The organism is Parasphingorhabdus flavimaris (assembly GCF_013371215.1).
Classification (GTDB): domain Bacteria; phylum Pseudomonadota; class Alphaproteobacteria; order Sphingomonadales; family Sphingomonadaceae; genus Parasphingorhabdus; species Parasphingorhabdus flavimaris.
Genome location: NZ_JABWMH010000002.1, coordinates 444,808 through 469,864, shown reverse-complemented (window position 1 = coordinate 469,864; position 25,057 = coordinate 444,808). Strand labels below are relative to the sequence as shown.

Sequence of the window (25,057 nt, the reverse complement as noted above, 5' to 3'; positions counted from 1 at the left end):
GATACAAGATGCGGCTCGACAATTTCGATCTCAATTTACTCGTGGCTTTCGACATTCTGCTGCAGGAAAAAAATGTCACCAAGGCGGCAGCCAGGGCGCATGTGACGCAGGCAGCGATGAGCGCACAGCTCAAGCGTCTTCGCGAAGCTTTTCAGGACGAGATACTCGCACAGCAAGGCAAGAAGATGGTGCCGACACCATATGCCCTGGCGATGCATCCGGAAATTACCGAAACAATTGCCTCTTTGCGTGCCCTGATCGCCCGCAAGGGCAAATTTGATCCGGCGACTTCCGAACGTGAATTCAAAATTGTCGCATCGGACTATATCACAACGGTCTTGCTCGTGCCTTTGCTGGGTGCGATTTCAACGATAGCACCTTTCGTCAAACTGGACATCGCCTTGCCATATTCCAATACCAACAAATCGTTGGCCGACGGCGAACTCGACATGTTCCTGGGCCCAGAAACCTTCACCCATCCAGACCATCCCTCCGAACTGATCTTCGAAGAACGGCATGTCGTGGTGGGATGGTCCGGAAACCCGCACATGAACGAACAAATGACGATCAAGCGCCTGTCAGAACTTGGCCATGTAGGTGTCTCGATTTCAGGCGGTGACACTTATATCGATGCCTGGATGCGCGAGACAAATATCGAGCGCCGGATAGAAGTACGCGCACCATCGTTCCTTCAGGCACCATTTCTGGTACTGGAAACAAACCGTGTTTGCCTCATGCATGAACGGCTGGCTCAATCACTGGCAGGGCGACTGCCACTGCGCATTGCGAACCTTCCCTTCGAGGTTCCACCCATGCGCGAGATGCTTCAGTTTCACGCGACGCGCGAAAAGGATCCAGGTCTCACCTGGCTGCGGGAGCAGATCAAAAGCCTGGCCACGCTCAGGTAGCGGAGACGGTGGTCAACACTGCCTCGAAAAATCGAAAAGCGTAAGGGCTTCCTTTATGTCTAGAGAGAATTCTGATCCGGACCAGCGCGAACGTCGACTATTCGGGACGCAGCGGTCATTTCGAGAACTCTGATTGCGGTGCCCGCATCCGCCAAGGATCCTCGAAGCCGACAGTCGTCTATCGGCCTTTGGTCGGACTCGCAGCAGAAGCGGACCCACAGTAGATCCGCCGGCAATCCGAAGAAATCATGGCCTTACTCCACCGCCGAGAGCGATGAAAAGTGACACCTGGTTCTGGTCATTCGCGCGGATCAGTTCCAGCAGAGACTGCTGGGCGCTGAACAGATTTCTCTCTGCGTCCAGAACCTCGAGATAACTGACGACGCCCTCGCGGTATCGCAGACGGGCTATCCGTGCGGTCGCTTCCTGCGCCGCAACCGTTCGCCGGGCCGTATCGACCTGTTCGCCAAGCCAGCGGCGACCGGCGAGAGCATCGGAAACCTCGCGAAATGCCGTCTGGACCGTCTTGTCATAGGTGGCCACCGCTTCGGTTTCGAGAGCCCGGGCAAGGCCGAGATCGGCATCGCGCGCGCCCCAGTCGAATATCGGCAGACTGATCGACGGACCGAAGCTCCAGGTGAAACTGTCTTCGCTGAACAAATCATCCAGACTGCCGGACGTCAGCCCGCCGGAACCAGTCAATGATATGCGCGGGAAAAATGCCGCGCGCGCTGCGCCGATATTGGCGCGCGCTGCGCTCAGGCTTTGCTCCGCTGCGACAATGTCGGGACGGGAGAGTAACAGGTCGGAAGGAAGGCCGGCGTCGAGAGGCCCGGCAAATTCCTGTCTCTCCAGCGGAAGACTGTCGGGAAGATCGGCGGGAAGTCGCCCCCCCACCAATACCGTCAACTGGTTGCGGGATTGAGCCTGAGACAGGCGTTGTGCCCCCAAGGTCTGTTGCGCTTGCGTCAACAGGACTTCGGCTTGCCGGTAATCGAGAGCCGATGTGACACCGGCATCCAGCCGCAATTTGGCGATCCGCAAGCCTTCGGTCCGGCTTTGCAGGGTCGCTTCGGCGAAGGCGATCTGCTCCCCTGTTTCGAGAAGGTCGAGATAGGTCGAGGCGACGTCGCCGATCAGCGAAAGATAGAAGGCGCGCTGGGCCGATATGGTTGCCAGATAGTTGGCGCGCGCAGAGTCGCTTAGATTGCGGACGCGGCCCCAGAAGTCCAGTTCGAAAGAGGTGACGGCCACGCCGGCATTATAGCTGTCGAATGTGACCGAACCGCTCCCGCCGGAGTTCGTATCAAGAGGTGTGCGCGTGCGAACCGCGCTGCCGCTGGCGTCGACTTGCGGAAGGCGCTGGCTGTCCTGGATCCGGTATTGTGCGCGCGCCTGTTCGATGCGCGCCGTAGCCGCCACAAGGTCGCGGTTGTTTTCGACCGCGGCAGCGAGCAGCAGTTTGAGCTGCGGATCGTTGAAATAGTCGCTCCAGCCCAATTGCGAGGCGACAACGCCGCCATCAGGACGGTACTCGCCATCATAGTCTGGCGCGGTAGGAAGCTCTGGACGCCGGTCCTCGGGCGCCAGATTGACGCATCCGCTGAGCATAGTGGAGCAGGCCAAAACAACGGCTAAAGCAAGACGGGATTGTCTGGTCATGCGCTTTTCCCTTCCGCCTGTTCTTCATCGAGCGAACCGGCCGCCATCGGAGCCTTCCGGCTCAATTTCTGCCGTACCAGCAAGTAGAGCAACGGTATGACGAATATGCCGATGGCGGTTGCGCTGACCATGCCGCCCATCACGCCGGTTCCCACCGCTATACGGCTGTTTGCTCCGGCACCCGTCGCGATTGCCAGCGGCACCATCGCCAGAATGAAGGCGAGCGATGTCATGATGATCGGGCGCAGGCGCAAGATTGCAGCGGTTTTGACCGCATCGATAGTCGACTTGCCCGCCGCCTCTTCCTCAATGGCGAATTCCACGATCAGGATGGCGTTTTTCGCCGCCAGTCCGATAATGGTTATCAATCCGACATTGAAATAAATGTCGGCCGACAATCCGCGCATCAGAGAGAATACCACCGCACCCAACATGCCGATAGGAATGATCAACAGGACCGCCAGTGGCACGGCCCAGCTTTCGTAAAGCGCAGACAGCAACAGGAAGACCACCAGCACGGAAAGACCCAGCAGCAGCCCGATCTGGCCCGCTGACTGCTTCTCCTCATAGCTGAGACCGGTCCATTCATAGCTGATCCCTTCGGGCATTTGCGTCATCGCCTCTTCGACCGCTGACAGGGCATCACCGGATGACATGCCGGGCGCAGCAGATCCCGAGACGGTCATGGCAGGATAGCCGTTATAGCGAGCGAGACTGGGCGCTCCGGCCGTCCACTTGGCGGTGGCAAATGTTGAAAATGGAACCAGTTCGCCCTGATCGTTGGGCACCCGGAGCGCCATCACGTCATCCGGGGTCATTCTGTATCGGGCGTCCGCCTGGACATAGACTTCCAGCGAGCGCCCGTCGCGGATGAACTCATTGGCAAAGGCCGAGCCGAAATTGATCGACAATGTGGTGTTCACGTCGGTGATGGACAGGCCAAGCGAACGCGCCAATACCCGATCGATATCGACTTTGAGTTGCGGTGCGGGTTGCTGGTCTTCCGGACGGACGCCGGTTACGACATCGCTTTGCGATAATATGCCGAGCAACCGGTCCCGTGCCTCCGTCAGTTTTGCGCGGCCCAAACCACCGCGATCTTCGATTTTTACACTGAACCCGCTGGCGTTGCCCAGCGACTGTATTGCTGGCGGTTGTATTACGAATATGATGGCATCGTCATTCTGCGCAAATTGTCCCATGGCTTCGTTCAACAACGCATCGGCCTGGCTTTCATCGGCGGCGCGTTCGCTCCAGTCGGTCAAGGGAGAGAACATCATCGCATTATTCTGGCCCTGTCCATAAAAACTGAAACCGCGTACCACGACCAGATTGGCCACTTCCTCCTTGTTCATCCAATGGTCGGAAACGGGTTTGACGGCCTCTTCTGTACGCGTTTTGGTGGCCCCTGAAGGCGATTGCACGACCGTAATCAGATATCCCTGATCCTCCGTCGGCAGAAATGCGGTCGGGAGGCGCAGGAACAATAAACCTGCAACCAAAACGAGTAGCAGGAACACTATAAGGCCGCGTATGGGACGACCCAATATGGAGTCGGTTGCCCTTCCGTAACGATCCGTCATACTGGCGAACCAGATATTGAACTTGTTCAGCCAGACCGAAATATATGCGACGACGTCTGCCCATATTTTCGAAACGCCGGTTTCTGGTGCCTGATCGGTTTCGACAGCATCTTTGGAGGAGTCTGTCTCATCGTCCCTGATAGGCTTCAGCAGGGTCGCGCAAAGAGCAGGAGTCAGTGTCAGCGCCATCAGTGCAGAGAACAGAATTGATACCGCCAGCGTTACCGAGAATTGGCGGTAAATGCCGCCCGTCGATCCGGGGAAGAAAGCCATCGGAAGAAACACGGCGACCAGCACCAGTGTAATACCGATAATAGCGCCGGTAATCTGGTCCATCGCCTTGCGTGACGCCTCGACCGGCCCAAGTCCTTCTTCGCGCATGATACGCTCGACATTTTCGATTACGATGATCGCATCATCTACCAAAATGCCGATGGCCAGCACCATGCCGAACAGGGTCAAGACGTTGATCGAAAATCCGAATATCCACAATCCCAGGCATGCGCCCGCCAGCGCAAACGGCACCACCAATGTCGGAATCAGCGTGGCCCGCCAACTTTGCAGGAACAGAAACATGACCAGGAAAACCAGAATCATCGCTTCGATCAGCGTCGTTACAACCTCCTCGATGGAGATATTGATGAAGGGGGTGGTGTCGTAAGGTATGGCCCATTCGACATCATCGGGAAGGCTGGAGTCTATTGCCTGCATCCGCGCTTCGACTCCCTCGGCAACCGAAAGTGCATTCGCGCCCGTGCCAAGCTGTATCGCCATCCCGGCCATCGGCTGGCCGTTCAAGGTTGTCGATGTGGAATAGCTTTGCGTCCCGATCTCCACTCGCGCAACATCACCGAGGGTGACCGTTCCCCCGCCGGTTTCGGCGCGCAATATGATTTCCTCGAACTGCTCTGTGGAGGTGAACCGGTTTTGCGTCGTGATCGTGGCGTTTATCTGTGTGTCTTCCAGAACAGGGAGCGCACCCAGGGAGCCGCCAGCGGTCTGGCTGTTCTGTTCCCTGATTGCGGCCAGAACGGTTGAAGGAGTCAGTTTGAAGGAAGCCAGACGTTCCGGGTCAAGCCAGATCCGCATGGCATATTCGGATCCGAGCAGGGTGACGTCACCAACACCGCTAACCCGGCGTAATTCGTCGATAATCTGGGTCGATGCAATATTACCAAGATCGGTGGAATCCAGATTCCCGCTCTTCGAGGTTAGCGCGACAATCTGCAGAAATCCGCTCGTGGCTTGCCGCACCTGGATTCCCTGCGCCGTGACGTCGCTCGGCAGGCGGGCCTCGATCGTGCTGAGGCTGTTTTGCACATCGGTTTGCGCGATATCTATGTCCGTACCCGCTTCGAATGTCAGCGTGATCGACCCGGTGCCGTTGGATTGGCTGGACGAGGACATATAGAGGAAGCCCTCGATGCCATTCAGCTGCTGTTCGATCAACTGAATGACATTTTGTTCCAGCGTCGCCGCATCGGCACCGGGATAGACGACCGAAATACTCAGCGATGGCGGCGCGACTTCGGGATATTGCTCGATCGGCAATTCGCGCAGTGCGATGAAGCCGGACAATAATATGCCCAGCGCAATGACCCATGCAAAAATGGGGCGGTCAATAAAATATCTTGGCACGGCTCAATCCAACTTTCGCGAAAAATATATCGGGCTCGACAGGATCATCGCACTGCCTCCGTTTTCGGCTTTGAAACAGACGGTGTTTTCGTGGCGGCTTTGGCACCGGCGCTATCCGATTTTTCCGGGGACGATTTTGCCGTTACAGGAATGCCCGGCTGAATCTTTTGCAAATTGCTGACGATGACCTGGTCACCCGCTTTCAGGCCGCTTTCGATTATCCACATCGCACCGGACATCGCGCCAAGTTCGACGGAACGCGCGGCCGCCTTGCCGTCACCATCAATAACCATGACGGTGCCTCCTGCCTCGCTAACGGTCACTGCTTTCTGAGGAACCATATAGCCCCCTTTTTTCTTGCCGACAAATATACGCGCACGGACAAATTCACCGGGAAGCAAAAGACCGGAGGGGTTGGCAAATTCTGCCCTCAGCTCAACCGTACCGGTGGTTTCGTTGACGGAAAAATCCAGAAAGTCGATTTGACCCGGGATCGGATATTGGGTGCCGTCTTCAAAAATAAGCTCGACCTGGGCCGTATCCTTCTCGTCCAATATTATCGATCCGTCCGTGATACCGCGCCTGATGTCCAGCACGCGAGAGGATGACTGTGCGAACGTGACATATACCCGGTTGGCCTGTTCGATACGTGTCATCAAAGTAGCTTCGGTAGCGCTGACCAGCGCGCCCTCGGTTACATCGGCGCTGCGCACCCGTCCCGCGATGGGTGCGCGGACCGTGGTGTAGCCCAGTTGCAGATTGGCGGCATCAAGTTCGGCCTTGGTCTGGGCTACGCTGGCCTGGGCTTCGCGCGAGGCCGCTACTGCTGCATCATATTCCTGCCGGCTGATGGCCTGTTCCGCTACCAGTGGCCGATAGCGATCCACCACCGCTTGCGCATTGGCAGCCGTGGCTCTGGACCGTTGCAGGCTGGCCCGCACCTGCGCGGTGCTCGCGCGCAATTCCGAAGGATCAATCGAGAACAACGGCTGTCCGGCTCGCACATTGCTGCCCTCTTCATACAAGCGCCGCTGTACGATACCGGTCACACGCGCCCTGACATCGGCGACGCGCACCGCTTCGACACGGCCGGGGAGTTCAATGATATTGGGAATTTCGGATTCGTTGACCGTATATATCTCGACCGGCATGGCTTGCTGGACAGGAGCTTCTGTCTCTCCAGAGCAGCCGATCAGACCGAGAATGCAAAATCCGGCCAGCATATTTTTTATCATAGTCATATTCCTGTTGGCCAAGCGTGTTGGCAATGAGCCTGTTCGGCGGGATAGGCCGACAGATTCCTCGTCGCAATAGTCATTGTGCACCGCAGCAAAAACAATTGTTTTAGTCGAGTAAACATATGCCTTTGTCATTTTTTGGAAATTTGGGGGCAGTCTACTGCCCATGCGGATGCTACCTATAGCCATTATGATGAGAATGTCCGAAAATTCACATTTCCCGCGATCCGTTCTTTCTCTGGTCACGCACCGGCATTGAATCGAACGGACGCTGATCCTCTGAACCTGCCCCAACTGGAACAGGTTCTCCCGATTTCTTGAGCCTGTTGGGAAGTTTAGGGATGATCTATCTGCTCTAAACGGACACCGTTCTCGACTGAGACGCCGCATTTTTCCAGCCAAGAATACAAGCTTCCCCTGTCATCCAAAGCAATTTTGAACGGTACTGATCCTTTCGTTATTTGCTGCCGGATTGAATGGTGCAATCGCTATTATTTTGCCTTGGCCGGAACGACGGCTTTGCGCCCCAATTCCGGACCTTCCAATGATTTCCGCTATATCCCGATAGCAGGTGTTGGATTTGGCTGCGTTATCCGGTCACTTGGGTGGTGAGCCTGCCTGCACTGCTAACCCAGAAAGCCTCCAATTTGTGCCTTCATAAATATATCTTTGTTCAAAATGGACTGACTTATCTTTAAATCCGTAATGTCCTCTAATAGAGAGGATTGCTGCTTTTTCATTGATTTTGGCACTATCAATAACCGGTGTTATTTTGCTCATCGTCAAAAAGGCATCATCATCGTCGAAAAACGTCTTAAAGGCGTTGTCTAGATCTTCCACTGATGCCGTTTGACGAAGACCATTTGCGGAACTGTCCCACAGTTTCTTCATGCTGTCATCGACCAGTGAATCGGCAAAGGCCGCAACTGTTTCGCGAAACAATTGCTGTTGTTCACCGACAGAAGGGACGAGCCGGGCACCACTACTATCCTTGAACCCCGCGCTTTCCTTCTCAATGGCGTTAATGCGCCATCCGGCTTCAGAGTTAATAAGCCGAAGCGTGAGAGGTATTTCGCTTCCGTCTAATGTTGTTACCGTTCCTTCCAATTCTCCTGTACTGCCGGTTATTTCACGAGAACTCCAAGATGTTTCTTTCACATTATCCAAAGCATTGGCTGCGAGATAGGCTCGGAGGCCTTCCTTGCTTGTCCCATTCTGGAAGTCTTCGGACAGCAACGCATAAGCGGCGTCCATATCGTCATTTTGCGCTGCTGCAAAAAAATCATCGCCGGCTTTGGTCACATCACCGGTCAGCCAGAAAATGAATCCCACCAGGGCTGCAATTCCGGCAAAAATGCCCAATGCAACTTTCATCCATGTCTTCATCAGAAATCCTTTCACGTTAAAAAGACAAGGCCCGACCCAAGCTTCTGCCTATCAACCGAAAAATGGACGATGAGTGGATGTTGCGCCATCCCCAGTTCATGGGATGGGCGAACACCCACGATTTGATTTATCCCGCATAAGTGGTCACTCTCCACAACTGAGCTACTTGGGAGATATTTTATGCGACCTGGATATTCCAAAGTTGCCGTTGTGGAGGATGATCCGCCGGTTCTTACCGACATTTGCAAAGCGATTGAGCGTGCAGAGGATATGGAACTTGTCGATTCCGCTACCAACTTCGTGTCCGGAAAACAGCTGGTGGAGAATGGCGGGTTCGATGTTCTGGTATGTGATCTTGGATTGCCGGATGGGGATGGAACAAACCTTATCAAGATGGCGTCCGAACGGCAGAACAAAATAGATATCATGGTGCTCACCATGTTTGCCGATCACCAAAAAGTCCTGAATGCTATACGAGCCGGCGCGCGGGGATATTTGCTCAAAGACCAGCCGCTTGAAAATTGTGTTGATGCGATACGAGAAATCCGAGCTGGCGGCTCGCCAATTAGCCCAATAATCGCTCGATTGGTGCTCAAACAGCTACAACCACAATCCCGGCCCGAAGACCGATTAGCAGAAGCTCTGTCCAACCGGGAGTTGGAGACACTCAACCTTTTATCGCGCGGATTTTCTTATTCTGAATCTGCCGAAATCATGAATATCTCTGCTCACACAGTGGCAACCTACGTCAAACATATATACCGCAAGCTTGAAGTAAATTCTCGCGCCGAGGCCGTATTCGAAGCATCAAGTCGCGGAATATTAGGGGGGTAGCGGTTTGTTGGTTCGCTTTTTTGGGCTGCTCTTGCTTTCTGCTTTTTTGATGGCCTTGCAACCAGTCGAAGCGCAGGATGACAATTCCAATAACCAGTTTGATGTGCAAACATCAAACGCCGGGAAAATCATCCGCTTCGTTGATGCAGATTTTTCCTTTTCCGAAATCAGCGACATCCCGGACAGTAGCTGGATCCGTCGAGAACTACCTGCACTCTGGCTGTCAGACGAGGCGCGCAAGGTGCAAGGCGGGGATTTGTCGGTCTGGGCAAGAGTAAGGTTTGACGGCACAGCTTTCGAAAAGGATAGCATTTCCATATTCACCGAGAATAATCGCGAACGGGTTTCGGTTTCTATCAATGGAGTCGACATTTTTCGAAACTATGCTGATGATAGACATTCGATGCTTGGATGGAATCATCCCTATTTGATTCCGGTATCAAATTCTTTGCTGAAGCCCGGTACAAACGAGATTGTGATCCGGGCTGAATCGGGCCGTAACCATTCGCTAGGTATCGGTACCATCGCCGTGGGGAGCCACAACGCCTTGGCTTCGCATTTCGAAAGCCAGTATTTTTTCCGGATTGATGCGCCAAAAACGCTGAACTGGACCATGCTCTTGTTATCGGTTTTTGTGTTTATCATGTGGCTAGGGCGCCGACAGGAAATGGAGTTGTTTTGGCTGTCGCTGACCGGAATATCCTGGTTCGTTCGAAACTATCACTTTTTCGCCGAGACAATTCCCATCGAGCCGCTGCTGTTTCAGCAAATTACCTATTATTCTATCTATTTTGCTGTTGCCGTCACGTTGGCTTTTTGTGCCGAATTTTTGAAGCTGCGCTACCGCAAGATCATCATTATTATCATGCTCGGGATCGGAGTGTTTTTATGCCTGTCCCGGTTTTTCCTGATCAACACAAACCATACGGACATAGCGAGTAACCTGATGACGGTGGGCCTCTTTGGTTCGTTTCTGCTGATTTTGGCCCATCATGCATGGAAAGGCCAGTCGCCTGAAAGCTGGTTGTTGCTCATTTTACTGTCTCTTGCGGCTCTAACCGGCGTTCACGACATTGGACGGATCCCCAATGTCAACTGGTGGACCGGAGCAGGATTTCATTTTCAGCCTTACATCGGGTTTTTGCTTTTTCTGGTGTTTCTGCTGTCGCTAGCTGGGCGCTTCCTCAGCGCGCTCAGTCTTGTCGAAGAAACCAATGTCCATTTGGAAAAAAGCGTAAAGGAAGCGACCGATGCGTTGGCTGCCAGCCAGCAGGCTCAGCGAAAGATGGAAGTCGAACGGGCGCTCGAGACAGAGCGCGAACGTTTGATGCGGGAAATGCATGACGGGATCGGTTCCAGTCTCGTCACGGCGCTGGCTGTCGCCCGTCAACGCAAAGACCCGCCGTCAACTATAACAACCCTTCAAAGAGCCATTGGCGATCTTAAGATCACGGTAGATTCTTTGGCACCGATCGAGGGTGATGTGGTCACCCTTCTTGCCAACCTGCGCCACCGGATGGAGCGAGAGCTTTCACAGGCGGGCATAACCAGCATCTGGCAAGTAGAGGAATGCCCCCCGCTTGATTGGATGGATGCCGGACACAGTCTTCACCTGTTGCGTCTGTTGCAGGAGGCTCTCAGCAATGTCCTTCAACATGCCGACGCCAGTTCGATCACTCTGTCATGCAAGTCAAGCATGCGGCAAAATAAGTCTGGGGTCCTGATTGGCATTGTTGATGATGGTATCGGCTTCAATCCTTCGGATCGCAGTGGGAGCAAGGGATTGGGGTTTATGCATCAACGCGCTGAGATTTTGAATGGGGCTTTGACGATTGAGAATTTGGTTTCCGGTGGTACCGCAGTAAAATTGTGGCTTGCGCAAGCATCTGTCTTGCAAGACTAGAACCCTGCGTCCGATTGCCAATTGTAGAGCAATATCCAATCGATGGGCTCAATTCCAATGTCTTCTGTTGCACTCGAAGGAGACACTAGAGCAGACAACATGAACGTCCGAATTTGGGTCGTTAGCCGACGGTGCGCTTTCCACCGCCCAGCATCCAATAGCCGACAGTCCGCAAACGACCCAATATCAGTCGTCAGAATCCGACCTGTCGAATGAGCGCAAACCACCCAATTGCGGTCTTTTGGAGTGATGCGTTGATCCGGTGCTTTGGTCCTCGCGGCCGGCGCTGGTATGGTTTCGTGTTTGGCTAGGATGGCCGCTTGGGATTTAACTGACATCCATAGTGGCGCCTTATCCAGCGCTCATTGCGATGGGCCTTGTTCCGCTACAATTTGGTCCAATGTGCCGTAAACGGAGCCACTCCAAGGAGGGGATATCGGGGCGCCGCGATCAGCTTTGATTGCAAAATTGTTGGAGGGAAACTTCTTCTCGACCTCATAGGCGACATGCGCCGCTCCAATGCGCCGCTTGCATTCGTGGTCGTCGATTTTGCAGAGACGCTCCCTTGATCACTGCCGGAAGCCATCGGCTATCCGCCAAGCTGCTCGGGGAACGTTCTTCTATTGGGTTTCGTATTGATTCGGCTCAGAAGCTCAAACCAAAAGTTTACAGGTGAACTGTAAACCGCTCTATGTGGCTAATTGGGAAATGGCTGTTTTCTGGTAGCGGAGGAGGGACTCGAACCCCCGACACATGGATTATGATTCCACTGCTCTAACCACCTGAGCTACTCCGCCATCAAGTCCCGGCGACCGATTTGGCCACCACGAAACTCTCTCTGGACGGCGGCGCTATAGTCACAGCCTTCTGTCCGGTCAACAAGCTGAATCAAGAAATAAGCAAAACTTGCACGGCCAATGGATTTCGCGCTAACAGCGACCTTGATGCCGATATGCGGCAGCGAAGGGCATATATGAACGCATTTTACGACATCTTGATCGTTGGCGCTGGCCATGCCGGCGCGCAAGCGGCGATCGCACTGCGCCAGAAGAAATTTGAAGGCTCCATCGGTCTGGTCGGAAACGAAAAATATCCGCCTTACGAACGGCCTCCGCTTTCCAAGGAATATCTGGCGGGCGACAAGCCGTTTGAACGGATACTCCTGCGGCCGGAGAGCTTCTGGCCCGAACGCGAAATTGATCTGCTTACCGGCAACCGGGTATCGAAAATCGATCCGGTCGCCAAGAAAGTCACGCTGACCTCCGACGACGAGATCGGCTATGGCAAGCTGATCTGGGCAACCGGTGGTTCTCCGCGCATGCTCGATTGCCCGGGCAGCCAGGCGCGCAATATTCACGCGGTCCGTTCCCGCGCCGATGTCGACAAGATCATGGCCGCCCTGCCGTCGGTCGAGAAAGCCGTTGTCGTCGGCGGCGGATATATCGGACTGGAAGCGGCTGCCGTCCTGACCAAATTGGGCAAGCAGGTCACAATCGTCGAATCGCTTGACCGGGTCCTGTCGCGCGTCGCTGGCGAACCACTGTCGCGATTTTACGAGGCCGAGCACCGCCGTCAGGGCGTGACCATCGAACTGGAGGCCAGTGTCTCGGGATTCGAGACCAACGACGAAGGGATTGCCACCGCAGTGACCCTCGCCGATGGACGGACGCTTGCCGCAGACATGTTTGTGGTCGGCATCGGCATCATCCCCGAAACCGGCCCGCTGGTCGCGGCTGGCGCAGCGACCGGCAACGGGGTCGACGTCGATTCCCACTGCCGGACCAGTCTCGACGACATTTATGCGATCGGCGACTGCGCTGCCCACAGCAATGCCTTTGCCGATGGCGCGATGATCCGGCTCGAATCGGTCCAGAACGCCAATGACCAGGCAAAGGTCGCCGCGCTCGATATCATAGGCGAGGAAGCCGAATATGACAGCGTGCCCTGGTTCTGGTCGAATCAATATGATCTGAAACTGCAAACCGTCGGCCTTTCGGCCGGCCACGACAGCCATGTCGTCCGCGGCGATCCGGATTCGCGCAGCTTCTCGGTGATATATTATCGCGATGGCAAGGTTGTGGCGCTGGACTGCGTCAACGCCACCAAGGATTATGTCCAAGGCCGCAAGGCGGTCGTTGAAGGATTGAATCTCGACAAGAACGAGCTTGTCGACACAGATATTCCGATCAAGGAAGTCGGCGTCCGCTAGCGGCCGCGAAAGGGCCAGTTGCCGATATCCCGCCAGGGACCGTCGGCATAATAATGGAGGCCGATCCCGTGAATCGCCAGGGGGCGTGGCTCGAACGCGGCTGACAGCTCGTCAAAAAGACGCCGCGCCTCGCCCGATGTCACCTTGTTCTGGACGGTGATGTGGAGCCGTGGGGTTTGCTGGTCCTGCGCCACCAGCAGCCCGGCAAAGCGGTCCGCCAATTCCATCCGCAAAGCCAGCAACTCGGGCGCCTGCAACCGATAGGCAACGCCATTTCCAAGGTGGATCAGACCGGACAGGCTAGCCTCCGGCTTCGACAGATTGCCGGTCAGAGCGACGACGGCAGATTTTATTTCATCCAGCGCCTGCGGCGGCAGGTGATGAAACAGGGTTATATGAGCGCCGATCTGGTTTCGCTCGGGCGGGAAATGGCGCCTGCGCATGCTGTCAGCCCAGGCGAAGTCCGCCGGGCCCATTTGCGCCGTCATGATGATGGGTTTGTTGAGACGGTCCATAAGCGGATGCTATCGCACAATAAAAAACCGCGAGCAATTTCTTGCTCGCGGTCTCATTTGCATAAGCTGAAAATGCTCAGGCGGCCTTGCGTGCCGCTGCGTCGTCATCCAGCCAGTTGAGCAATTTCTCGGGGGTCGATTCGACATAGGGGTCAGCGTCGACGCCGTCGTCATTGATGCCCGGCTCTTCGAACCAGGCGCTGACGACGCCATCATCGGCAATCATCGAATAGCGCCAGCTGCGATCGCCGAAGCCGAGGTGGTTCTTCTTGATCAGCATGCCCATGCGCCGGGTAAAGTCACCCGAGCCGTCTGGCAGCAATTTGACCTTTTCGAGACCGAGGGACTTGCCCCACTGGTACATTACGAAGGCGTCATTAACCGAGATACAATAGACTTCGTCGACGCCGCGCGCCTTGAATTCGTCATAGAGACGTTCAAAAGCGGGGCATTGCTCGTTCGAACAGGTCGGCGTGAATGCGCCGGGCAACGAAAATACGGCAATGCGCTTGCCAGCAAACAGGTCCGCCGTGTTTACGTCCTGCCAGCGGAAAGGATTCTCGCCATCGACGGCTTCATCGCGAACGCGGGTTTTCAGGGTAACCTGGGGGATATTACGACCGATCATTATTAACTCCTTGTGACTTGAAAGGCGCTCGTTAGGCGCAAAATGCCTATCGGTTAAATTGATTTACCCTGCCATACTTATTCACAAAATCGTTCAATGACCGGTTTGACTTGAAACTTCCGTGGCAAAATATCAAACTCGCCTCAGTTTCAGGGGATGGGGTCAATAATGATGGATAAACGAAAAGCGCCAACCGGGTTCTGGGTCGTAGGAATTCTTGCTCTCGTATGGAACACAATGGGGCTTGCCGCCTATTTCCAGCAGTTCATGATGAGCCCGGAAGCATTTGCAGCGCTCCGGCCGGAACAGCAGAATCTGCTTCTCAACCAACCGGTCTGGCTGACCTCGGCCTTTGCCGTCGCCGTGTTCGCCGGATTTGTCGGCTCGATCCTGCTGCTCGCCCGCAAACGCCTGGCGGTAAGGATGTTCCTGCTGTCGATGATCGCCGTCTTCATCCAGTTTGGCGGCCTGCTCCTGTTCCTGGGATATGCCGACGTCCTGACCGGCAGCGAATGGATCATGCCGATCCTGATCCCGATCTTTGCAGTCGGCTTTTATCTTTTTGCCCGCAACGCGGAGAAGCAGTCCATTCTCGCCTAGGTTGACGTGCTGAACGGGGTAAAGTCGGTATCTTCATCATAGATATCGACGCCCTCGCGCCGCTTGAGCCAGCCGACCACCAGATAGGTCACCGGCGTCAGCACCGCCTCCCACAGCACCTTCAGCAACCAGTTGGTCGCCATCACGGTAAACACCACCGCAGGCTCCCATATTCCCCAGAAGGCCAGAGGATAGAAGATCAGGCTGTCGACGCCCTGCCCCACGACCGTCGAGCCGATCGTGCGGCTCCATAGCGCCTTGCCCTGCGTCCAGACCTTCATCCGCGCCATCACATAGCTGTTCACAAATTCACCGGCCCAGAAGGCGACAATCGATGCCGCGACGATGCGCGGCACCTGACCGAAGACGCTTTCATAGGCGGCCTGCCCTTCCCATCCCTCTGCCGGCGGCAAAGAAACCACCACCCAGCTCATGAAAGCCATGAACAGCAGCGCGGCAAAGCCGGCCCAGATCACCCGCCTCGCCCGCGCATAACCGTAGACTTCGGTCAGAATGTCGCCGATCACATAGCCAAGCGGGAAGAATAATATGCCAGCGCCGTAAATCCACTGTTCGCCGCTGATCGTGATGAAGGTCGGCTTGGCCGCGCCAATGACATTGGACAGCAGCAAGACAGTGACGAAGGCCGCCATCACGAAATCATAATAGCGGAACCGGTGGCCGGTCTGGCTGGAAGCGGAGGTGCGGACAACAGGACTATCGTTCATCGGCGGACCTTAGCTCCGGCGCAGGACAATTCAACAATTATGGCACGGCAGGCACATCACGGTTTGCAGCCGGTCAAAAGCACGCTAAAGCGCTTGGAAATGACGCGCCCGTAGCTCATCTGGATAGAGCGCGAGACTTCTAATCTTGAGGCAGCAGGTTCGAGTCCTGCCGGGCGCACCATTTTTCCCAATGACCGATGCACAGGACTATCCGGTCTGGCGGTAAAAGTTAGGCAAATAGCAAGCGACTGCTTTACTTGGCCGGCTCTGATCCCGCCCGTTCTCCCCATATCTTTCGTCGACCTGCCCATATTCAGAGCAATTCCGCCGGAACTATCCCGCCATGGCCGCGTAATCCTGTTGATACGTCACAAAATGGAGGATTTGCTATGGCCAAAAGTGATAACAAGAAAACCGGGCATTCTCATGAATATGAACGCTTGAACCCCGGAGCAGCACCCGGGACTCCGCACAGGCCGGAGACTTCATACGGCATGGACAAGGGCAAGGCCGGAGGGACATATGGAGACGCCGAAAATACACCAGCCGATGATGACGACGATTTGACCCCCGGCGGGCAATCGCCCGAAAAGGTCAGCGAGCGTCCGAATGTTTCCACGGTGCGCCCCGAAGACTATCCGCTGAAAGATCGCAAAGACAGCCAGGCTTGAGCAAATAATTTCGCCGTTCGGCAGCAAGGCCACAGCGGCAAGTGCGCCAGAATTCCGCAGGGATTCAAAGGGTTATCTCTGCGACCTGCCGCCGCGCCATCTGTCCTATTTCTTGAAACCGCGCTGGACCGCGTCCATCGGTTCCGACGTCACCGGATAGCCGATGCCTTCGGGAATGCACAAATGGACCAGCCCGTCGCGTTTCTCGAGACTGGGGGAGACCATCACCGAGGGGTGAGCCTTGCTGTGGGCAACCGCCTCGTCAAACGAACCAAATTGCGCCAGCCTTTCCAGATTGCGCTTGGTCGGGAAGATGATCTTCACCTCTCCGGCATCGGCGCGATCGAGCACGGACTGTGCATTGCCCCAGAACAGATTGTAATTCTCGGTTTCGTCGACCGTGGCCTCTGCCTTGTGATCATCATGAGAAATCATGTAGAATCGCGTGTCGAAAACCCGTTTTTCGGCAAAGGGCGGGCACCAGCGCGTAAAGGGTATCAGCTTTTCCAGTTCCAGCTGCCAGTCGAACTGGTTGCAGATATCGGAAAGGATCGTTCCGCTGTTCAGCGCATCCCGTGCTTCCGAAACACGTCTGGGGTCGAGATCACCATCTACCGCGACCGCAATTCCGGTTTCCTCGATCGATTCTCTGATCGCCGCGATCCGCGCGCCATATTCGTCAAAATCATCATGGCCGAGCGCCCTGGCATAATCGAAATCCGCATCATCAATTCTGCCACCGGGAAAAACCGCAGCACCGGCAGCAAAGACCATCTTGGCCGAACGTTCGACCATCAACAGTTCCGGCGCCTCGCTTCCGGGCTGATCGCGGAATATCACCAATGTGGCGGCGGGAATCGGCTTGGGCATCGGCTTGCCGGTTATCGCATCGATGGGCGGCGTTCCGCTATTATTCTCTGATTTGATCATATCATCATATGAACAGCAAGCGACTGGTTTGCCAAGTGATTTGATTCCCGCCTGTCCGCGCAATCGGATTTGCCAAACTTCCGTCGCCGTGGCAGGATCGGGATATGGGAATAGTCGAGCTATTGGGATTGGCCGGTAGCGTCAGCCTGATCGCGGGCTGGCGACTATATCTGACCGTGTTTGTCACCGGTCTCGCGATGCGGTTGCAGTGGATCAGCCTGCCGGAAAATCTTCAGATGCTCGATGCGCTCGCCAATCCCTGGATATTGGCGATCAGCGCGCTCGGAGCGCTGGCCGAATTTTTCGCCGACAAGATTCTCTGGCTCGATTCGGTCTGGGACACCATCCATACAGCGGTCCGGCCGCTGGGCGGCGCTCTGCTGGCCCTCGCGGTGGTCGACGCCAGCGACCCGGCCTGGCAGGTGGCGGTGTTTCTGCTGGGCGGTGGCGCGGCCCTGATGAGCCACGGCGCAAAAGCCGGCGCCCGCGCCCTCGTCAACACCAGTCCGGAGCCGGTCAGCAATGCGGTTGTATCGACCGGCGAAGATATTGCCACCGGCGGCTTGCTGTTCCTCGCCTTCGCCAACCCGATAGCCGCTCTAATCATAGCATCGGTGATGCTGATCCTGTGCATTTTTCTGGTCTATAAGGGGTATAGGCTCTGGCGACAGATCGTGGCCAGCGGAAGCTAGTCGCCGATCAGCGAAAGTTGGAGCGCAAGATACAGAGGGAAAAAATGGTCGGGGAGACAGGATTTGAACCTGCGACCCCCTGTACCCAAAACAGGTGCGCTACCAGGCTGCGCCACTCCCCGACGCGCGCTTCCCCTAGGCGGTGCTTTTGCGAAAAGCAAAGGGTTTTTACGCTTCTTTTTTGCCGCTGCTCGTCAAGAGAGCTTTTCGCGGCGTCGCAGAAAAAATGGTGGGCCCGGAGGGACTCGAACCCCCGACCTAGCCGTTATGAGCGGCCAGCTCTAACCAACTGAGCTACAGGCCCATATGAGCAGCTTTTGTCAGGCAAATCTCAATGGAATGGTGCGATAGCGGAAGCTGTAACGATTTGGCAAGACCGATCATCGCAATTCGTCAGACTGGCGACCAGCGAGCAATCAGGCGCCTTTGGCGGTCTGCAACAAATCATCGATACCGACCGGTTTCACATTTCGTGAATCGAGATGCTCGAGAATCTCCCGCCACCAGTCATAAAAGCCGTGGAGATCGCTCTCGTTTCGCACATAGGGCGTATGGCCGGGCGAGAGCGACGGCGAATGAAAGGAAAAAACCAGCAGCCTCAAATCGTCGTCGAGCGCGACATCGATCGCCTCTTTGGTTTCACGCGCCGAAATACCCTCCGGCGTCAGCGGGATACGCTCGAGCATCTTGCTGCGGGACAATAGCGCGTTGGCCAGCGGTGATTTTTCCATCACCGTCGCCGCAAGACCATATTGCCGGCGCAAAATACCCGAATAGACGGTCGTAAGGGGCACTTCGAGCAGTTGCTCGCCCTCGCCCCACCAATATGGCTCGGAGCCAACCGACAGGAAGTCCGGGCCACCCTCGCCGCTATAGTCAAAGCGCGGCCGGATACTGCTGTCGATGACAAAACCGTGTTTCAGCAATATCTCGGTCGTATTCGGACCGATCCCGTATCGACCGGCGCGATAGATGGTCGGCGTCACGCCAATTTTTTCCCGAATGGCATCGCGCAACGTTACCAGCTTCTGCTCCTCCAGCTCTTTCGGCAGATTGCCGGCAAAGCTGTTGTGCTGGTTGATCTCCTCTTCGAACGGCGGATTGATCCAGGGATGGAGATGAACGCCGACCGTGGCGCCTTGCCGACCGGTGACGGTTTTCAGAAACGCTGCTGCCGTGTCATCCTGGACGATCGCGTAATCGACGAAATAAACCGGTTTGACACCGTATTTCTCGACAAATTCCTGGTATTTTTCCAGCATCGGCACCGTGATGGTGGTGTGACCGCGGCGTTCGAACGGGCCATCCCAGTCAAATTCTTCTTCCGTGTCGATGGTGATCAGAAAACGTCTGCCGAATTCGCTCGGCCACTTCACATGACGATCCGGTGTCTGGATTTTCATCGACTGCAGCCCCCGCATATTGACTTCTGACGGCTTCGTTTCGCACGATAAATTAGGAAAGCCAAGTAGTCGAAGGCACGGCCTACTCTATTTCCGTTTCCCGAACATTAATTTTGCCGGGCGCTGCGGCGGGAAGGGTCAATGCGATATTGTCCTTGTTGATCGTCAGCGAGCCGCCCGCAGCCTGCGCGAGATTTCGCACCAGCCGCAGCGAGAAGCCGAGGCCGAGCAAGGACGATTCTCCAACGTCGCCATCAATTCCCTGCGATGGATCCAGCAGAACGCTCTCGGCAATATCCTTTATTCGCGACGGCCGCGAGAGGGTAAACTGGTTGGTTGGCTGCACCCCTATCCGCGTCCGCAGCTCGCCCTTCAGTGTCTCGCCATTCTCGCAAGCGATAATCGCCGCCGACAACAGACGGGCAAAAATCCGTTCGACCGATTCGCCGTCGAGGGCGAAGGGCCGAACCGGCTCGGCCTTGCTGATGTTGAGATCAACCGTCTTGCTCTGCGTCAGCCCCTGCAGCCGCTGGGTCATCCGCTCGAACAGCCAGTCAGCCTTGGTGGTTCCGACCGATTCCGGCAATTGTCCGGAATCAACCTTCACCGCGATGTCGAGATCTTCAAATCCCGCCAGCAGTCGCCGCGCTTCATCCATGATGTTGCGCGCCAGCGATCTATATTCAAAGGAGGCCGGCCCGAACAGTTGCTGCTCGATAATCTCGCTGAAACCGATCACCGCATTCAGCGGTGTCCTGAGTTCGTGGATCAATTGCTGCAGCTGTTCGCGGCGTTCGAGATCGATACTGCTATGCCCCGCATCCTCCGCAATATTCGGCCGCCGCATGATTCCGCGATAGCCTTCGAACCGTCCGGTTTCCTCGCTGAAAAAGGGAATGGCGCTCATCCGCCAGTCGCCGGCAACGATCGAGGCCCCGCACAGCCGCATCCGCGCATTTTCCATCGGCATCCGCTGGCGAAAGGCGGCCGCGCCATAGGCGTCAGGGCCCGGTCCGTCATCAAAGGCTGGCTGGGCGATGGTGACACCGACGATCGCCCCGACCGGAGGCCCTTCGGTCCACATGATGGTGCCGGATTCATCGGTTTCAAACCGGATCGCCTCGAGCGATTCCAGAAAGGAGACCTTGTTGCCGGTTTCACCCGCCGGCTGACCTGTCGCTTCTACGCTACGGTTCTTTTGATAGTCAGCGATTTTCTCGACCAGGGCGCTGATCTGGGATTCTTCGGTCTTCTCCGCGGGGACAACGGGCGCACTCTCGCCGGAAACTTCTGAGGATGGCCGCTCGTAAACGCGACCAACAGATTTCCGCTCATCCTCGGCTACCGGGCTGACATCCACTGGCTGCTCGTCAGCCGCCTGAAAACCGCGAGATCGCAATTGCGCTTGCGCGCGCTCGGAAAGCCGCGGAAATGCATCGGCACTGATCTCGGGTGTCAAATCTGCCGCTGCCACCGCGGCATCACAAATGGCATCGCTATCGGCGCTCAAATAGACTAGCAGCGGCGCGGAACGCAAACGGCCGTTCAGCGATTGTACGGCCGCCAGCCGGTCCGCATCGCTGACCCGGTCGTGCAAATCCCGCAAGCGGGTCAATCCCTGCTGCACATCCTGATTGGCCAGATCGCCCGGTTTTTGTGCCATTAGATCGATGACCTGACGCCATTGTGTAGCAGCAGCCGAGCCTTCCGGAAGGTTCCCTTTCAGCACGGTGTTCAGGCGATCATCGAAGCGCAATATTTGATCCTGATAAGATTTGTTATACACGGTTGTTAACTTGGCAATAACCCTTTCCCGGAGCAACGGGAAGCTAGGAAAAATTCGCGTCACAATGTGGGACATCGGAGAAAGCATTGCTTGGCTGGCTTATTTTATTATAACGATCAAATGATTCGCGAACGGATATTACATCACTATGGCTGATACTAACCTTGATGAAATTGATCTGAAGATCTTGCAAAGGCTGCAGAATGATGGCCGCATAACCAATGTAGAACTTGCCAATAGCGTCGGTCTAACGGCCCCTCCCTGCCTCCGCCGCATGCGCGCGTTGGAAGACGAAGGCGTCATCAAATCCTATCATGCGGCGATTGATCCTGCCAAAATGGGATATACAATCACCGTCTTTGCGATGGTCAGCCTGAAAAGTCAGGCGGAAAACGACTTGCGGGCCTTTGAAGATCATGTGCAAAAGCTGCCCGAAGTGCGGGAATGCTATATGCTCAACGGCGAAATCGACTTCATGCTGAAGGTGGTCGCCAAGGATCTCCAGCAGTTCCAGAGCTTTCTGACCAGTCAGCTTACCGCCGCCCCCAATGTCGCCAGCGTAAAGACATCGCTCACCATCCGGTCAGCCAAACATCAGCCCGGCGTTCCGATCGACCAGTAAAAAAAAAGGGGCACCGGAAACGGCGCCCCTTTCGATTTTCAGGTTCGTTCGGACCTAGGTTGCTGGCTCCGCCGCAACCGCTGCAGCAGCGGCTGGTTTGGTTTGCTGGCCTATCCAGGTCGTCCACATCTGCGCCAATGGTGCGCGTGTTCCGGATACTTTCGCAAAGGCTTGCAACGCAGCGTCATAATTGCCGGCATAGGCTTGCGTTGTACCAAGACCCATATAGCCGCGATTAAGATCGGCCCCTGGCTTGGTAAGTCCCGCTTCGTAAAATGCAGCGGCTTTGTCGAAACCCTTGTAGCTCAGCCAGACATCGGCAAAATTCATCATCACCGAGCTGCTGCCAGATCCGCGTACCGCAGATGGCTGGCTGGGCAATGATGCACGATCACCCGACACCTGCCGCCGTGCTGGCGCAAGAACTTCGGAAACGAGCGGATCACTCGAAGTGATAAGACCCTTTTGCTGGCCTTCCTCGATCACGGCAACCACGTCGCCAAACAGATTTTTGCGCTGCGCTTCCTCGGCAAATTCCTTATAGTCGCGGGCGGTTGTCAGTCCTCCGGTCACTTTCATGAATCGCAACACTTCAAGATTCTGGATACTGTCCGATTGCGACGTGATCCGGCTGGCTCTCACTGCATCACCCCAGGAATCTCCTGAAGGATAAGCGGCTGCCCATTTGGCTGCCCAGGTTGAATAAAGATTCTTGTCGCCTGTGGCCAGCGCGCGGTCACGGACCATTCTATACCATGATTCCGGTGCCTTGGTCCCGGATGCATTGGCGTTGTCGATGATCTGCGCCCACTTGGCGAGGCCTTCCTTGGGCATGTTGCGCTTGAAATAAGTCTCGGCCAGCAGCGGCTCGACATTGCCCTGTCGATAGCCAAGATCGTAAGCCGCCTGAAAACGCTGCGCAGCTTCTGCCCAACGCTCCGCGGAATAGGCAAAATTGCCGGCATAGAAGTTAAAAGCGGGCAATTGCTCTGCACCGGTACGTCCGCTGTTGAGCGAAGCAATTATGCCTTTTTCCTGCAAGGAAGTATCTTTGACCGCGCCACCAAGCTGGATCGCCAGTTGCCCCGCTACAAAGAGGTCATCGCCTGCCAGATTTTCAGCTAGCAAGGCATCGACCAGCGGCTTTGCAGTTTCGGGGGTTTCACTCGCCAGAGCAGTCTGGATTTCGGCAACCTTCGGCCGGATTTCCTTGCTAATTTCGATCGCGGATTCTTTTTCTTTCTTCTTCTTTTTCGCCGCCTGGGCGTCTTGCGGCAATGCCGTAAACGCCAGCGTGCCAGCGGTTGCCAAGGCTACCGCCATGGAAAAATGAGATAAAAAACGCATGTATATCCTCCGGATAAATTACTGATTGGGAGAAGCATGTTCTCCTGAATATGGTTGCACCATAAGCTCTTGGCCTTATTACCAAGCTTTCTACTCTTTCCTAGGGTAAATCCGCTGAATAGAGGTTGAACGGTCGCATCTGAACGACCGTATCAGACATCCGATATCGTAAAACGAGGTAAAATCGCGTGCTTGCAATTGTTTCCCCCGCCAAATCGCTAGATTTTGAATCCGCCATTCCTCCTGTCGTCGTGACCGAAAACCGCTTTCCGGCCGAAACCGAAAGGCTGGCGAATGCCATAAACAATCTGACGGTCAAGAAACTGAAGTCGATCATGCCGGTTTCGGACAATCTCATCGCGCTCAACCGGCAGCGCTACAGCGATTTCTTTAATCAACCCGAACGGCCGGCAATCTATGCCTATAATGGCGATGTTTATACCGGCTTCGAAGCGGCCAGCCTCGGCGAAGAAACAATCACCTTCGCGCAAGGTCATTTGCGTATTCTTTCGGGCCTCTACGGGTTGCTCCGCCCGCTCGACCCGATCAGGCCCCATCGCCTGGAAATGGGCACCAGATGGGCACCGCGTTACAGCAAGCTGACCGACTTCTGGAGCGACAAGATTGCCAAGGCGCTGGCGGCGGATCTCGAGCAGAGCGGCAGCGACACCATCGTCAATCTGGCCAGCAACGAATATTGGGCATCAGTCAAACCCCATGTCGCCAAGCTGCCAGGACGGGTCATCGAAGTGGATTTTCGCAAGGACAGCCCCGACGGCCCCAAGTTCATCAGCTTTGAAGCCAAACGTGCGCGCGGAATGATGGCGCGCTATATTTGCGAGAACCATCTGGCAGACGCAGAGGGGCTCAAGGGCTTTGATTATGACGGCTATCGTTATGACCCTGAAAGCAGCACCGCAGACAGTCTTCGCTTCCTGCGCTCATGACGGGACAGACCGCTGTCGTTATCGGTGCCAGCGGCGGGATTGGCGCTGCTGTCGCCGATGCTCTCGAAGCGGACAGCAGATATCACAAAGTCGTGCGATTTTCCCGCACCGGCAATAGTCCGGTTGCGGTCGATCTGACATCCGAAGCGAGCATTGAAGTGGCCGCCAAATGGCTGAAAGCGCAAAATATTTCGCCATCACTGGTGTTCGTTGCCACCGGCCTGCTCCACGACGGCGAAAAAGGTCCGGAGAAAAGCCTGCGTCAGCTTGACCCGGACTGGCTGATGGAAAACTATCAGGTCAATGCAATCGGCCCTGCCCTTGTCGCCAAATATTTTCTGCCGCTGATGAGCCGGAAGGAGGGTGGCAAATTCGCGGCGCTGTCCGCCCGGGTCGGCAGCATCTCGGACAATCGCCTCGGCGGCTGGTACGGCTACCGCGCATCCAAGGCCGCGCTCAACATGATGATCCGCAACCTGGCGATAGAATGGTCGCGCAAGAACGACAGGTCGATAATAGTCGCCCTGCATCCGGGCACCGTCGACACGGGGCTGAGCGTCCCGTTTCAGGGCAATGTTCCGCCCGGAAAATTATTTGATCCCGGTCGCGCCGCGCGCCAGCTGCTGGCTGTTCTGGATGCCCTGAAACCCGCCGACAGCGGGAAGATTTTCGCGTGGGACGGTGCGGAAATCCAACCCTGATTTCGACACTGTAATATTATTGCAAAACTGGCCCGAAAGGCTGGCTTTTGCCTGTCCGTTCCCCTAGAAGAACCGGCAAGAAAAAACCTATTAAAAAGGCCTGTTTGTGAACGAACAAACCACTCC

At 55.7% G+C, this 25,057-nt stretch carries 21 protein-coding genes and 4 tRNA genes; 11 read left to right on the top strand and 14 right to left on the bottom strand.

Going from position 1 to position 25,057, the window contains the following annotated elements; translation table 11 throughout:
• The first annotated feature begins 8 nt into the window (after positions 1-8).
• On the top strand, positions 9-908 hold the full coding sequence (locus HUO14_RS06935) for a LysR family transcriptional regulator (protein WP_176279139.1): 900 nt from the start codon (positions 9-11) through the stop codon (positions 906-908).
• Positions 909-1,154: 246 nt separating this feature from the next.
• Here HUO14_RS06935 and HUO14_RS06930 read toward each other — a convergent pair whose 3' ends face one another.
• From HUO14_RS06930 to HUO14_RS06915, 4 genes are all read right to left on the bottom strand, one after another.
• Positions 1,155-2,570 carry an efflux transporter outer membrane subunit gene (locus HUO14_RS06930; protein WP_176279138.1) on the bottom strand — a complete coding sequence of 472 codons (1,416 nt, stop codon included), beginning with the start codon at positions 2,568-2,570 and terminating at the stop codon, positions 1,155-1,157.
• Positions 2,567-5,791 carry a multidrug efflux RND transporter permease subunit gene (locus HUO14_RS06925; protein ID WP_176279137.1) on the bottom strand — a complete coding sequence of 1,075 codons (3,225 nt, stop codon included), beginning with the start codon at positions 5,789-5,791 and terminating at the stop codon, positions 2,567-2,569. Before HUO14_RS06925 ends, HUO14_RS06930 begins: the two co-directional genes overlap by 4 nt.
• A gap of 44 nt (positions 5,792-5,835) precedes the next feature.
• Positions 5,836-7,026 (bottom strand): efflux RND transporter periplasmic adaptor subunit, encoded by a 1,191-nt coding sequence (locus HUO14_RS06920; RefSeq protein WP_176279136.1) that lies wholly within the window; start codon positions 7,024-7,026, stop codon positions 5,836-5,838.
• Between the two features lie 600 nt (positions 7,027-7,626).
• Positions 7,627-8,415: a DUF4864 domain-containing protein gene (locus HUO14_RS06915; protein ID WP_176279135.1), complete on the bottom strand. Its 789-nt coding sequence runs from the start codon at positions 8,413-8,415 to the stop codon at positions 7,627-7,629.
• A 180-nt stretch (positions 8,416-8,595) separates the two neighbouring features.
• On the opposite strand from HUO14_RS06915, the gene HUO14_RS06910 reads away from it, so the two are divergent.
• Positions 8,596-9,249 (top strand): response regulator, encoded by a 654-nt coding sequence (locus HUO14_RS06910; RefSeq protein WP_176279134.1) that lies wholly within the window; start codon positions 8,596-8,598, stop codon positions 9,247-9,249.
• Between the two features lie 7 nt (positions 9,250-9,256).
• On the top strand, positions 9,257-11,152 hold the full coding sequence (locus HUO14_RS06905) for an ATP-binding protein (protein WP_176279133.1): 1,896 nt from the start codon (positions 9,257-9,259) through the stop codon (positions 11,150-11,152).
• A 720-nt stretch (positions 11,153-11,872) separates the two neighbouring features.
• On the opposite strand, the gene HUO14_RS06900 is transcribed toward HUO14_RS06905, so the two are convergent.
• Positions 11,873-11,949 (bottom strand) — tRNA-Met (locus HUO14_RS06900).
• 176 nt (positions 11,950-12,125) lie between these two features.
• On the opposite strand from HUO14_RS06900, the gene HUO14_RS06895 reads away from it, so the two are divergent.
• Positions 12,126-13,361, top strand: a complete 1,236-nt coding sequence (locus HUO14_RS06895) for an NAD(P)/FAD-dependent oxidoreductase (protein ID WP_176279132.1) — start codon at positions 12,126-12,128, stop codon at positions 13,359-13,361.
• Here the strand turns inward: HUO14_RS06895 and HUO14_RS06890 are convergent.
• Together HUO14_RS06890 and HUO14_RS06885 are read right to left on the bottom strand one after the other, a co-directional pair.
• Positions 13,358-13,876: a 2'-5' RNA ligase family protein gene (locus tag HUO14_RS06890; protein WP_246255350.1), complete on the bottom strand. Its 519-nt coding sequence runs from the start codon at positions 13,874-13,876 to the stop codon at positions 13,358-13,360. The two genes, HUO14_RS06895 and HUO14_RS06890, sit on opposite strands and share 4 nt — an antisense overlap.
• A gap of 76 nt (positions 13,877-13,952) precedes the next feature.
• A complete protein-coding gene (locus tag HUO14_RS06885) occupies positions 13,953-14,504 on the bottom strand; it encodes a peroxiredoxin (protein ID WP_176279131.1) in 552 nt (183 codons plus the stop codon).
• Positions 14,505-14,672: 168 nt separating this feature from the next.
• On the opposite strand from HUO14_RS06885, the gene HUO14_RS06880 reads away from it, so the two are divergent.
• Positions 14,673-15,104 carry a hypothetical protein gene (locus HUO14_RS06880; RefSeq protein WP_176279130.1) on the top strand — a complete coding sequence of 144 codons (432 nt, stop codon included), beginning with the start codon at positions 14,673-14,675 and terminating at the stop codon, positions 15,102-15,104.
• On the opposite strand, the gene HUO14_RS06875 is transcribed toward HUO14_RS06880, so the two are convergent.
• Complete coding sequence (locus HUO14_RS06875) at positions 15,101-15,832, bottom strand: queuosine precursor transporter (RefSeq protein ID WP_176279129.1); 732 nt, start codon at positions 15,830-15,832, stop codon at positions 15,101-15,103. The two genes, HUO14_RS06880 and HUO14_RS06875, sit on opposite strands and share 4 nt — an antisense overlap.
• Before the next feature lie 104 nt (positions 15,833-15,936).
• On the opposite strand from HUO14_RS06875, the gene HUO14_RS06870 reads away from it, so the two are divergent.
• Positions 15,937-16,013: transfer RNA gene (locus tag HUO14_RS06870), tRNA-Arg, on the top strand.
• Between the two features lie 208 nt (positions 16,014-16,221).
• Positions 16,222-16,503 carry a hypothetical protein gene (locus HUO14_RS06865; protein WP_176278791.1) on the top strand — a complete coding sequence of 94 codons (282 nt, stop codon included), beginning with the start codon at positions 16,222-16,224 and terminating at the stop codon, positions 16,501-16,503.
• A 105-nt stretch (positions 16,504-16,608) separates the two neighbouring features.
• On the opposite strand, the gene HUO14_RS06860 is transcribed toward HUO14_RS06865, so the two are convergent.
• Positions 16,609-17,433: an NUDIX hydrolase gene (locus HUO14_RS06860; protein ID WP_343046065.1), complete on the bottom strand. Its 825-nt coding sequence runs from the start codon at positions 17,431-17,433 to the stop codon at positions 16,609-16,611.
• Between the two features lie 104 nt (positions 17,434-17,537).
• Between HUO14_RS06860 and HUO14_RS06855 the strand changes: the two genes are divergently transcribed.
• On the top strand, positions 17,538-18,125 hold the full coding sequence (locus HUO14_RS06855; protein WP_176279128.1) for a DUF4126 domain-containing protein: 588 nt from the start codon (positions 17,538-17,540) through the stop codon (positions 18,123-18,125).
• A gap of 45 nt (positions 18,126-18,170) precedes the next feature.
• Here HUO14_RS06855 and HUO14_RS06850 read toward each other — a convergent pair.
• From HUO14_RS06850 to HUO14_RS06835, 4 genes are all read right to left on the bottom strand, one after another.
• A tRNA-Pro gene (locus HUO14_RS06850) sits at positions 18,171-18,247 on the bottom strand.
• 105 nt (positions 18,248-18,352) lie between these two features.
• Positions 18,353-18,429, bottom strand: a tRNA-Ile gene (locus HUO14_RS06845).
• Positions 18,430-18,541: 112 nt separating this feature from the next.
• Complete coding sequence (locus tag HUO14_RS06840; RefSeq protein WP_246255349.1) at positions 18,542-19,528, bottom strand: polysaccharide deacetylase family protein; 987 nt, start codon at positions 19,526-19,528, stop codon at positions 18,542-18,544.
• An 82-nt stretch (positions 19,529-19,610) separates the two neighbouring features.
• Complete coding sequence (locus HUO14_RS06835) at positions 19,611-21,284, bottom strand: sensor histidine kinase (protein ID WP_176279126.1); 1,674 nt, start codon at positions 21,282-21,284, stop codon at positions 19,611-19,613.
• 178 nt (positions 21,285-21,462) lie between these two features.
• On the opposite strand from HUO14_RS06835, the gene HUO14_RS06830 reads away from it, so the two are divergent.
• Positions 21,463-21,936, top strand: coding sequence for an Lrp/AsnC family transcriptional regulator (locus tag HUO14_RS06830; protein WP_176279125.1), 474 nt, complete (start codon positions 21,463-21,465; stop codon positions 21,934-21,936).
• A gap of 54 nt (positions 21,937-21,990) precedes the next feature.
• Here HUO14_RS06830 and HUO14_RS06825 read toward each other — a convergent pair whose 3' ends face one another.
• Entirely contained in the window at positions 21,991-23,283 is a 1,293-nt protein-coding gene (locus tag HUO14_RS06825) for a hypothetical protein (RefSeq protein WP_176279124.1), read from the bottom strand.
• Between the two features lie 188 nt (positions 23,284-23,471).
• Between HUO14_RS06825 and HUO14_RS06820 the strand changes: the two genes are divergently transcribed.
• Both HUO14_RS06820 and HUO14_RS06815 read left to right on the top strand, forming a co-directional pair.
• Positions 23,472-24,230, top strand: coding sequence for a peroxide stress protein YaaA (locus tag HUO14_RS06820; protein WP_176279123.1), 759 nt, complete (start codon positions 23,472-23,474; stop codon positions 24,228-24,230).
• Positions 24,227-24,931, top strand: a complete 705-nt coding sequence (locus HUO14_RS06815) for an SDR family NAD(P)-dependent oxidoreductase (RefSeq protein ID WP_176279122.1) — start codon at positions 24,227-24,229, stop codon at positions 24,929-24,931. The genes HUO14_RS06820 and HUO14_RS06815 overlap by 4 nt, the downstream gene beginning before the upstream one ends.
• Positions 24,932-25,057 lie beyond the last annotated feature (126 nt).

Bases quoted from the DNA above. Each gene is read 5' to 3' on its own strand.
- HUO14_RS06935 (WP_176279139.1), top strand. From the start codon at position 9: ATGCGGCTCGACAATTTCGATCTCAATTTACTCGTGGCTTTCGACATT.
- HUO14_RS06895 (WP_176279132.1), top strand. From the start codon at position 12,126: ATGAACGCATTTTACGACATCTTGATCGTTGGCGCTGGCCATGCCGGC.
- HUO14_RS06830 (WP_176279125.1), top strand. From the start codon at position 21,463: ATGGCTGATACTAACCTTGATGAAATTGATCTGAAGATCTTGCAAAGG.
- HUO14_RS06855 (WP_176279128.1), top strand. From the start codon at position 17,538: ATGGGAATAGTCGAGCTATTGGGATTGGCCGGTAGCGTCAGCCTGATC.
- HUO14_RS06880 (WP_176279130.1), top strand. From the start codon at position 14,673: ATGATGGATAAACGAAAAGCGCCAACCGGGTTCTGGGTCGTAGGAATT.
- HUO14_RS06890 (WP_246255350.1), bottom strand. From the start codon at position 13,876: ATGGACCGTCTCAACAAACCCATCATCATGACGGCGCAAATGGGCCCG.
- HUO14_RS06915 (WP_176279135.1), bottom strand. From the start codon at position 8,415: ATGAAGACATGGATGAAAGTTGCATTGGGCATTTTTGCCGGAATTGCA.
- HUO14_RS06910 (WP_176279134.1), top strand. From the start codon at position 8,596: ATGCGACCTGGATATTCCAAAGTTGCCGTTGTGGAGGATGATCCGCCG.
- HUO14_RS06930 (WP_176279138.1), bottom strand. From the start codon at position 2,570: ATGACCAGACAATCCCGTCTTGCTTTAGCCGTTGTTTTGGCCTGCTCC.
- HUO14_RS06865 (WP_176278791.1), top strand. From the start codon at position 16,222: ATGGCCAAAAGTGATAACAAGAAAACCGGGCATTCTCATGAATATGAA.
- HUO14_RS06920 (WP_176279136.1), bottom strand. From the start codon at position 7,026: ATGATAAAAAATATGCTGGCCGGATTTTGCATTCTCGGTCTGATCGGC.
- HUO14_RS06860 (WP_343046065.1), bottom strand. From the start codon at position 17,433: ATGATCAAATCAGAGAATAATAGCGGAACGCCGCCCATCGATGCGATA.
- HUO14_RS06825 (WP_176279124.1), bottom strand. From the start codon at position 23,283: ATGCGTTTTTTATCTCATTTTTCCATGGCGGTAGCCTTGGCAACCGCT.
- HUO14_RS06875 (WP_176279129.1), bottom strand. From the start codon at position 15,832: ATGAACGATAGTCCTGTTGTCCGCACCTCCGCTTCCAGCCAGACCGGC.
- HUO14_RS06885 (WP_176279131.1), bottom strand. From the start codon at position 14,504: ATGATCGGTCGTAATATCCCCCAGGTTACCCTGAAAACCCGCGTTCGC.
- HUO14_RS06840 (WP_246255349.1), bottom strand. From the start codon at position 19,528: ATGAAAATCCAGACACCGGATCGTCATGTGAAGTGGCCGAGCGAATTC.
- HUO14_RS06815 (WP_176279122.1), top strand. From the start codon at position 24,227: ATGACGGGACAGACCGCTGTCGTTATCGGTGCCAGCGGCGGGATTGGC.